General features: G+C 64.7%; 4 protein-coding genes and 1 pseudogene. 1 reads left to right on the top strand and 4 read right to left on the bottom strand.

The genetic code is table 11. The annotated features are described in order from the left end of the window. Positions 1-20: 20 nt before the first annotated feature. Positions 21-3,815, bottom strand: coding sequence for an AAA family ATPase (locus tag AB0C87_RS05980; protein WP_360576893.1), 3,795 nt, complete (start codon positions 3,813-3,815; stop codon positions 21-23). 289 nt (positions 3,816-4,104) lie between these two features. Between AB0C87_RS05980 and AB0C87_RS05975 the strand changes: the two genes are divergently transcribed. Continuing rightward, a complete protein-coding gene (locus tag AB0C87_RS05975; RefSeq protein WP_360576680.1) occupies positions 4,105-7,602 on the top strand; it encodes an aminoglycoside phosphotransferase family protein in 3,498 nt (1,165 codons plus the stop codon). Here AB0C87_RS05975 and AB0C87_RS05970 read toward each other — a convergent pair. The 3 genes and pseudogenes from AB0C87_RS05970 to AB0C87_RS05960 form a co-directional block, all read right to left on the bottom strand. Beyond that, positions 7,599-8,357, bottom strand: coding sequence for an FkbM family methyltransferase (locus tag AB0C87_RS05970; RefSeq protein WP_360576679.1), 759 nt, complete (start codon positions 8,355-8,357; stop codon positions 7,599-7,601). The genes AB0C87_RS05975 and AB0C87_RS05970 overlap by 4 nt on opposite strands. Before the next feature lie 191 nt (positions 8,358-8,548). After that, positions 8,549-9,145 (bottom strand): DUF6879 family protein, encoded by a 597-nt coding sequence (locus AB0C87_RS05965; RefSeq protein ID WP_360576678.1) that lies wholly within the window; start codon positions 9,143-9,145, stop codon positions 8,549-8,551. 587 nt (positions 9,146-9,732) lie between these two features. Continuing rightward, positions 9,733-10,290 (bottom strand): annotated as a pseudogene (locus AB0C87_RS05960) (histidine kinase); the annotation flags it as partial.

Genomic DNA, 10,290 nt, shown 5'->3' with positions numbered 1-10,290 from the left:
ACGTGCGACGATTCCGGCTCCTACTGCCTCGGACGCCGACGTACATGCCTCCTGGTGGCTCGCCCGGCTTGGCTTTGTTGGTCTCCCGATGGGTCTCGAATCATGGCCGGTGTCACTCCAATGACCTCGGACGCGAGCGTCAACCAAGCCTTTGCATCAGCGCCGCCTAGATCATCCGTCCACATGAGCGAGCCATTCGGTCCGCCGCCTTGGTCATGCGGAAGGATGCCGTTGTCGGCATACCAGGCTTTTTTGAGCTCCCACTTCCGGGCATAGTCGGGTAGGTCGAGCATGCCCGCATGCTCCCAGTACACCGTTCGCCCATCGGCGGCCGCGATCGTGAAGTCAGGGAGGACGACGCGTCCGTCGGAACCGGTCAGGGGCTCTTCGTATTGCCAATGACCAGGAACAAGTCGGTCGAGAAGACCGGCGATGATGACCTCGTTCTTCGACGCCATCGGGATACCGCTTGCTGAAACATGCATCAGCTTCCGGTCGAAGCGGCGACCCTCGCCCCGAACCTCGAGCTCTACCGGGTGTGGAACGTCGAACAGGTCGGTAAGCCGCCGAGCGGTCTCCGAACGCCACGGCTGCGCGAGCTCCCGTAGGTCGGAGAGTGTGCCCTCATGCAGGATGACGACCTTGTCCTTTTGCCTGGTGAGAGCGGTGTACATGAGCTCGCGAGAGACGTTGGTCCGAGCAGGGAGGATGAGGAACGTCGTGTCGAACTCTGATCCTTGCGACTTATGGACCGTGACCGCCCATGCAAGTTCGAGTAGCGCGTCATCAGAATCCGTCGGCCAGTACGAGTACTGGAATCCGGGCTGTGAGGAAAACTCAACATTGAGGCGAAGCTTATTCTTCGGCACTTTCTTCGCCGGCGTCACATATGCGATAGCGACGCCGATCTCGCCATTCGCAACGTAGTTCATTGCACCCGGTTTGGGCCAGGCGGACAGCTTCTTATTGGTGGTCTGCATGACCTTGTCACCGCGAACGATCAGCTCGGGTCCGATAGGCCTCGGGATGTTGCCCTTCGGGGTGTTCTTCTGTGCCCACGAGGTGTCGCTGTCCCGATACGTGCGTTTGATGTGGCGGTTCAGCTCTACCGTGCCGAACGCTCGTGATCGGGTTGGGGAGAGGATCTGCCATCTTTCGGCTTCCCTACCCGCGCCGACCTGCCAGTTCAGGTACGGACCGTTGATGACGCCGCCATAGGTAAGCGCGAAGGCTCGTATCGGGTCGGGGTCGCCGTCGAGAGAGAGGTTGTGTTCAAGCTCGTCAGTCAGCACCTCAACAGCAGTCCGGTCGCTCCAGGTCACGTATCGCACGGTGGGCAGATCGGGGTTGGCGGCCAGCTCTCCCCAAATGGCTTCGTCGCCCGCCCCTCGGGTGTTGTCGCCGAACCAGGCTGCTAGTTCGAGGTCATGCCGTACACCGTGGCTGCCATCGGCGAGTTGGCGCCGTGGCACCTGTAGTTCGACGTAGCCGGGTGCAACTCGAACCCAGCTGCTGAACTTGTCAGGCCGGAGCTTGTTGACGAGGTCGACGAAGGGACGGCCAGCGCCGATCGGCGGCAGCTGGCGCGGGTCGCCGACGAGGATGAGTCGCTTGACCCCAGCAAGGGAATCAAGGGTGGCGGCGAGCATCTCTTCGGTAAGCATAGATGCTTCGTCGATGACGACCAGCGCATAGTTGTGCCGTGGCTGCTGGTCTCCCCACACGAGATAACGGCCCGTCTCCCCTTCGTACCTCTTGGTGCTACTCAGGTAGGACGCAAGCGTCCTAGCGGGCAACTTGACCTTAGTTTCCAGTTGAACCTTCGCCTTACCTGTCGGCGCAAGGAGGAGGACGTTTCCGGTGGCAACTTCGGGATATTCGACCAAGGCACGTAGCAGCGTGGTCTTACCCGTTCCTGCCGGCCCAATGAGCACCGAGAGGGGCGCCTCATGGAGCGCAGACAGACCGGCGGCCTTCTCGGTGCGGGCCCGGTCCTCCAATTCGTCGATCTCTCCAGTGACGTCCTGGTTCTGGTCCAACGCATTGTCCAACGCCGTCCTGGCATCCGTGACCGGCCCGAAGGGGACCCGGCTCTCCTGAGCCTCGACCCAGTCCCGAATGACGGAAGAGGTTTCTTCAAAGCGTGTGAGTTTGTACGCAGGTTGGCCTTCAGCGAGCAAAAGTGTCGTCAGTGGCGACCACTCACTCCACTCGTTGATTCCATCATGGTCCAGACCGAGGCCTTCCAAGATCGTCTTGGTCAGGGCAGGCGGCTGGGCAAGTGCAACATCGTTTGCCAGCGTGATGGCCTCGTATTCTGGTACGACCGTGTCACCCTGCCGTCCTTGCCGTTCGAGTACATCGGTCAGCAATGCCTCGATCCGGCGCGGGTCGAGATGATTATCCAGTTCGAGCTTATCGGGAACCGGCGGTTTCCAGGTGACGTGTGTCGACGGGAACAACGCCCGGTCGACGGTCGTGAACGGGACATGCTCTAGCATGCCGTAGGTGCATGTTGATGCAAGGTACGGGTTTTCCAGCAGGTCCTCGGCCACCATTTCGACCTCGGTCTCACCGTCGAGCAGCATTTGTACCTGGGCCGGGGAAATGTCGAAGCCGGAGAGCAACCGCAGGACGGCCTGGCGCTCGAACGGCACCTTCTTCCAAATCCTGGCCTGGAGGGCACCGATGTGCGGTTTTATGGTGTTCGGCGCGCCAGACGGGTCGGTGAAGACCGTTTGCAGGAGATCCCATGGGTCAGTTTCATCTCCAGCCTCTCCGATCACTGCCCGCGCTGCCACGTACGGCTGCTGGACGCCGATTACCTTGAGCACGCCCGGTAGACCTGGAACAGGGCCACGCAGCTGCCAGAGTCGCTCGATCTGACTCTGCAGCCAGTCGCGACCAGCGTCAGGCACGTTGATGCCTAGTTCGCGCATGCCGTCAGCTGCCGATTGGAGGGAAGTCAGCGCCTCAAGCGCGGCATCGTCGGAGAGGTGCTCGGTTACGTATGAGAACTCGACAGTACGGCCTTCAGGGGCCCATGCGAGTGCCGCGTCAACCTCAGTGCCCTCATCCATTAAGGGGATGAGTTGCTGGTATGGCAGCAAGATCCCGTCGGTCATGTCGGCACGTAGTGAGTGCTCGACAGTCGTCTCCCACATGGAGGACCTGAACGGCGCGTCTTCCGACTGGTTCCACATTGTGGGCGGGGTGAGGCGCGTGACCCGTGCGGCGCCGACCAGCAGGCGGTCGGTGCGTTGCTCTTGGAGCGGCGAGTGCTTCAGATACGCGAAAACCAATGAGTCGCCCGTGGCAACGGGTTCAAAGAATGTCTCCAAGATGGCACGTTGGTTTTCTCCGTCCATCACCCATGGCGGGGTATAGCGCAGTTTAAAATTGGCAACCTCCTCCGCTTCCAGGTTGAAGGAGGGGACCCGATCGTGGCCGATCTCCTGCGCGAAGGACTCGCGGTTCATCCAGCGGAACGGAACCGCCTCGAACGCGTATCCAGGAAGAGTGACACGAGTGTCGTAGAGCTTGCCCTGGAGAGCACTGTTATGCCGGTAGGGATGCTGTTTGACGACGGAGTATCCCAGGGGTGACATAAATGTCGCGCGCTCGCTAAGGCAGGGAAGCCGGTCCTGATCGAGGTTGTCGATCTCAGCGCTCGAGTGAGTGACCTCGAACGCGTCGTCCCGCCGCCTGCCGATCGCAGCTAGCAACGTACAGGACGAGTTACTCAAGGGGTCATCACAGATGAACTGATCCCAGGGGCGGTCTCGCCATGGAACCCTCATCGACAGGTGCTGCATTCCGGCCACACAACAGGTCTATCACCCAGAGTCGGTACAGTCTTCCGATCAGCCCCTGGTTCTTCATCATCCCCGTGATTACACTGGGTCGCTCCCCACCCTCCGATGACACGACCTGGAAGTTGTCGCCTCTCACACCTCTAAGATGATCGAGCGGCTCTCGGCCGGGGGTACTCCAGCACACGAGGCCAGCCCACAGCCCGCAAGCGCTTGGCTCACGACGCCCCTGACACAGGGCACGCTGCGGACGGCGTTGTCATCGAGCGGTCCCATGTGGTCGGCTGTTCCGGTGAGCATCGACCAGTTCTTCGGCTACGGGCCTGAGGCTCCGTTCGCCACCAACGAGGTGTTCACCAACAGGGAGGAGCAGATCGATCGGTGTCATCGCTGGTTGATCGAACACTCCGCACGTGAATGGCCCGTCCCGGCACTCATGGACTTCCAGCGGCCCGCGGTCAACATCCTCGCGGTGGCTGGAGAGGGCGGCATCGGCAAATCCACCCTGACGCGGCACGTCGCTGACCTCGCAGTTCGGGGAGAGTTGGACGGGCTTCCCAAGAATCGGGCGTGCGCCGTGCTGGACTTCGCAGACCCCGACAGCTCCAGCTTCGAGTCGTTGCTACTGCGCGTCCGGGCTGGGCTGGGAGGTCTGGCGCGTTCCTGGCCGGCTTTCGACGTCGCGCTGGCCCTCTATTGGGAGCGCAAGCATCCGGGTGAGTCGCTGGCCGCCTTTCTCGGCAAGGGGTCGGTGGACGGACGGCGAGCAGCGGATCAGGTGAGCGGGACCGTCGACCAGTTCCTCGGTGGGTTCGGCGCGATCAGCGTCACCTACCAGGTCTTGGACAAGCTCGGACGCACCGTGGCGCATAAGGCCAAGCTGAAGTCACTGCGCAACGAGTTGCCCGCGCTCGACCCCATCCTGGATGAGCCCGACCCCGACCGGATGCTCGGCTACATGCCCGTCCTGCTGTCGGCCGACCTGGAACGCGCCCGAGCCAAGAGGCCCGTACTCGCGGTGTGTGTTCTCGACACATTGGAGATCGCCCAAGGGCTGCCGTCCGAGCGCGGCGGCCTGGAGGACCTGGTGTCGCGGTTGGTCTACCTGATGCCGAACGTGGCGTTCCTGGCGGCCAGCCGCTTGCCGCTGGGCTGGCACGACCCGGTCCGTGCCCTTGGGCTGACCTACGGCGGCGCGCACCGCTGGCCTGATCTCGCCGGACCGGTCCAGCTCAGGCTGGACGGCTTCGACCCGGTGTCCGCGAACGAGTATCTGACGACGCGGCTGACCGTGGACGACCGCCCCGCCATCGACGAGGCGGTGCGGAACCGGATGATCGCCGGATCCGGCGGCTCACCGTTGTATCTGGACCTGTCGGCGAGCCTGTACGGGCAGTACCTCGCGCGCGGGCAGGCGCCGCCCCCGGAGGTGTTCGGACTCGGGTTCCCCGAACTGGTGTTGCGGACGATGAGGGACCTGTCGGAGACCGACCGTGACCTCCTGCGTGCCGCCGCGCTACTCGAAGCGTTCGATGCCGATCTGCTGCAAGCGATGCTCCCGGGCATCCGCCGCCGGCGGATCGAGGCCTTCACCTCCCGCCCGTTCGTCCGGCGTGAGGAGTCGGTGTGGCCCGCATACCGGCTGCACGACAACCTGCGACGCAGTGTCCTGGACTGTGACGCCCACACACCCGATGGATGGACCCTCAGCGAACGTCGCGAACACCTGCAGCGCGCCATCAACCACCTCGCGAAGGTCGCGTTGTCGATCTGGGACGAGGAAGAGTCGGCTTCGCTGGCTGAGCGGAGCCGCCGGACCGTCGCCGCGTTCTTACTGCTGTTGCGAGCCGCGATCGAGCACAGCGCAGTGCCGCCGGTGCTGGGGGACCTCGCCTACAGCCTGAGCGTCGCCGGCCACTGGCAGGTCCTGGCGTCCCTCCCCGCACCGGACGCAGCACCCGAGCTAACGCGGCTGTCCGCCGTCGCCCGGCTGACCACCCGCGGCGACCTCAACGCCGAGGACCGCTACCAGGCGATGCAGAGGCTCGTCGGTGAGCACGCAACCCCCGAATCCACCGACCCATTCGCCGACTACTACCGCTGGGAACTGGGCACCCGCGCCCACGTCGCGGGACACCTGAACGAAGCGATCGGTCACCTGTCGGCGATCACACCCGACGGCTCGCTGATCGGCGCGAGCGCTCTGTTCGGCTTGGCCGACAACGCCCTTCGCCGCGGTGACTACCGGCAGGTCGCCGAGCTGATGGACAAGGCCACCGACGAAGGCCTCGACCGCATCCGTGTCGCTGACATGCTCGGCCACACCTACATCCACAACGCCCGCTTCGCCGACGCCGCCCCTCTCTTCGAGACCACGCTGGAAGCCGCCCAGGCGGCGGGAACGCCGCTGTGGGAAGCCCGCGCCCTGCGCCACCTGGCCCTCGCACTCATGTGGTTCGACCCTGACCGCACCCTCGCCCTCGTCCCCCGCGCCCGGGACCTCAACTCCTCCGTCGGGGAGCTGATCGGTGTGGCCCAGTGCGACCTGGCCGCCTCCATGGCTCACGCCCTACGCGGCGAGCATGCGCAGGCCGAAGACCTCTTGGAAAGCGCAGCCCGCCAGTACGAAGAGCTCGGCGCCACCGGGGAACTCACCCCCGCGGAAGCCATCCGGGTACTGCAGTACGCCGCCGGAGGACGCATCGACCAAGCCACGGCCATTGCCACGCGACTCGCCGCGTCCTCTCAAGGCGCGCAACCCGAGTGCCTACCCGTCTGGGTCCAAGTGACCAGCTTGTGGACCAGCATTTCTGCCCCAGGGGATGCGGCCTTGGGATGGCTGGACAGCACCGAAACCGCCCTACAGCGTTGGAAGGAGCCCCTAGACCGGCTTCGACGCCAGCACCGTAGTGTGTGCGCACCGCTCGACGTGGCTGACCGACGGGCGTTCATCCCCACCAACCGGCTACCCGACGATGTCCTCGATCGCAGCGTGCGGTCGGCGTCCGCCTCTCCGGCATTCGATGGGCCACCCATCCAGCATGCCGACGACGGGATCATCAACGGGGAACGCACTGTCATCAAGCTCCAGCGCCGCGCCCACGAACGCCTGGAGACCGCCCTGCACTTGGAGCGCCTCCGCACCGCGACCGGCATCCCGGCTCCGCGGCTCCTCGACTACGGCGCCGTCCCTGGCGGCACCTGGTGGGCTGTCCTCGAACGGCTCCCTGGAACACACAGCGACCAGCCAACTCTCGAGCAGCAGCGCGCACTGGGACGCATGCTGCGCTCGTGGCACTCGCATAGCCCGGCCGCTGGCCTGCGGCTGGACGACCCTGGCGCGCTCGGCGTCCTGCTCGGCTGGGCACGCCGCGCTGCCCCTCGCGCCTACCCTGCTCTCGCCCAACGCTTCTGCGACGCCTGCGAAGCGATGCCAGTGACGCCGATCCACGGGGATATTGCCGTTGGCCATAACGCGCTGTTCGACGGCGACACCCTCACCGGAGTCCTGGACCCTGGCGCCGTCGAACAGGGGCCGCCGATGCTCGACCTGGCCTGGGCGCTTGCCGTGGACCTTCCACGCGGCGGGTCAACCGAGCCACTCCTGGAGGGCTACGGCGAGTTCGATCGCGCGGCCTTGGACGCTCTGCTTCCGCTCATGCTGTTGCGCCGGCTCATCGACACCGTCGCCCTGGGACTATCCGACACAGACGGCCAGTGGATAGCCCGTCACCTGCGCGACAACCATCCGGACCTACTGGCACTAGTGGAAGACGAGCTAAGCCTCTAATCCGCCAGGCCCAGCCGCACCGCCCATCGATACGGGATGTAGTTGTCCAGCACGTTGGCCGGCACCGACAACCGCTCACGGAGCCCAGGCTCGTCGTCACGTGCATAGAAGCGGTTCAGCCCGTCGAACAGCGCCAACTCATACCCCGCCGCCAGCACGCCTGGCTCCCACTCGTGATGGCTGGGACGCGAGGTCAAGGGCACCGTCGCCTCGATCACGATCGCCCGCGGCCGCCACGCCGCCAGATCCGTCGAGGCCAACACGGACGCCTCAGCCCCCTCGACATCCACCTTCAACAGATCGAACCCTGGCTCCGCGTAACCCGACAGCACCGTCTCCAGCCGCGTCACCTCGACGCGCATCTCCTCGCACCGCCATCCATCGGCCAAGTGCAGCGCCAGCACATCCGGGTCCAGCGTGCTGAGGCCACCGCCACCAGTCTTCCCGGGCCCTGGAACGATCCGGAAGAAGCTCGCCAGACCAGGCTGCTCCCCGATCGCCACGTCCAGCGTCACATCACCCGGCCGGGCAGCCCGCAACCTCTCGAAGCGCTCGGGCAGCGGCTCAATGTTGACCCCTCGCCATCCAAGCCGATCCACCAAGTTCTTGGTCAGCGACCCGTGGACCGGGTTCCCTGCCCCAACATCCACGAAGAACCCACCAGGCTGGTCGCCGAAGGCCCGCATCAGCACAACGTCCTCGGCGTTCCCGCCATACGCGACCAGATCGCACCCAGCGGGCAGGTTCGACCCCATACCGCCAACCGTAACCACATCGCCCGCCCCTGCCTCACACCACTGGGTAACTGATTGGCGGGCTATCCTTTATGAGGTCGTGCCGTTACAGCGCCAGCCGAGACTCGGGGAGCATGACAGAAGGAGCCCCGCGATGATCGCAAGGCTGGTGGACCGGAGCACCTCGTTCTGCCTGGCATGGCACCGCCAGATTAGGCACGAGGGCGGTCCGGGCTGTCTTCCAGCGGCCACGCCCGTTCACCGTGAGCGCGCAAGTCGGCGGGGATGTCGGCCAGGGAATTCAGCGTCTTTCGGGCGTGGGTGAGCCAGCCACCGCTCTGGTAGCCGATGGGCCCGGACCCGTAGTCGTGGATGAGGGCGGTGTGGGAGTCGAACAGCAGGAAGTCGAAGTAGTTCTGCACGGGAGATGGGGGCAGGAAGAACTCGATGCGCTCTCCCAGCCGGCTCCGCACCTCAAAATTGATCATTTCGTAGCGCAAGTAGTCGCTGAGGGGATAGGTGAGCAGCCGCACCCGAGTGAACCCCAGGTTCCGTGACCTCACCTCGTCACGAAGAGGCTGGTCCTCAATCGCCTCTTCCTCCAGTAGGCGACGGGTCAGCGCGATGTCGCCCGTTTGGAAGGCCTCCTGCGATCGGACCCCGTCGGCCTCACGGTATGACTGCCAGCATTCCAGCTTGAGGAACCGGCACTCGGTACGTACCCAAGCTTCCCCAAACGCCTCCAGGAAGCCCTCCAGGGTGAGCCATTCGCTGCCGTCCAGCGCCCACGCAGGCGGTTGATGCATCATTCGACCGGGATGTCCTCCTTCGAAGCTATATGACTGATGCGGCCGATTCGAACGACGCCGTTCATTCGGTGCACCGGATACTTTAGTGGATTTAGCCCACTCCTCATTGAGGATTGCATCGCTGGCGGCGAATACACCATCACTGAGAGTGAGAATAGCAAAGGAGTCGGTCGTCTGGGTCGCGTCATTGCGCTCGGCTGGATTGGTCCGAGTGCACCTGCCAAATGTTCGCGCTGCATTGGCGCCCGGGGCCAGGAGGTGGTCCAGTTCCGGACTGCTCGAGCCGTCGCGTCAGTGACATCGGAGTCGGTCAGGTCCCCGAGGTGAAGCCATCGGTAGGCCGCGTACTCGGAGCTCAGGACGATGGGCTGGCCCGTGGTGGGACGAGTATTGGCGGGCTATGCGGCCGGAACCGGAGATGTAGTCGAAGTGAGTGACGAAGCCAGGATCAAGAGTGAGTGGTCCGGTCCAGCGCATCGACGTGCAGTCGCTGGATGGCTTGTGGATGAAGTAGCCTTGGTGTGTCCCCCGTCACTCCTGACGCGGTCCGTGGATGCGACAGGAACTGCATCGCCTGGTGCACGCTGCTATGGGTTCATGATCTGCTGAATCTCCTCGGGAGAACTGCCCGGGTCGTCGGGTTTGTCCTGCTCGTCGGCGACGGCGGGCTCGTCGGTGCGCAGGGGGTCGGCCAGGTTGGCCTGCGGTACCCGGACGGGGAGACCGGACGGTGTGGTGGAGATGTCGAGCACGGGTGACTGGTCCTCCGGCTCGATGGTCTCGGATCCCGCGGGGACGTCGTCGTGTGGTGCGGACGGTTCCGCCGTAGGGGCCTCGGGCGCGACGAGCGCGGGTTCGGCCGGGGGGAACATCGTCGTAGTGGAACGCCTAGCCGATGCGGTAACGCTGACCGTAGTGGGATGGCGCACCTCCAGGCCGTTCGTGGTGGTGGTTCCCGCCTCGACGGGCGCCGGGCCCTGCTCGACGATCAGTTCCCGGGGGATGACGACGACGGCGGTCGTGCCGCCGTAGGCGGACCGCTTCAGCGACACCTGCAGGTTGTAGCGCTCGGCGAGCTTGCTGACCACGAACAGGCCGAGCTGGACCGAGCTCTGCAGGTTGAAGTCGGGCGGGTCGGCGATCCG

The organism is Actinomadura sp. NPDC048021 (assembly GCF_040653135.1).
GTDB classification, from domain to species: domain Bacteria; phylum Actinomycetota; class Actinomycetes; order Streptosporangiales; family Streptosporangiaceae; genus Spirillospora; species Spirillospora verrucosospora.
Note: the sequence above shows the minus strand (reverse complement) of the source record. Positions and strands in the feature narration are given on the sequence as shown.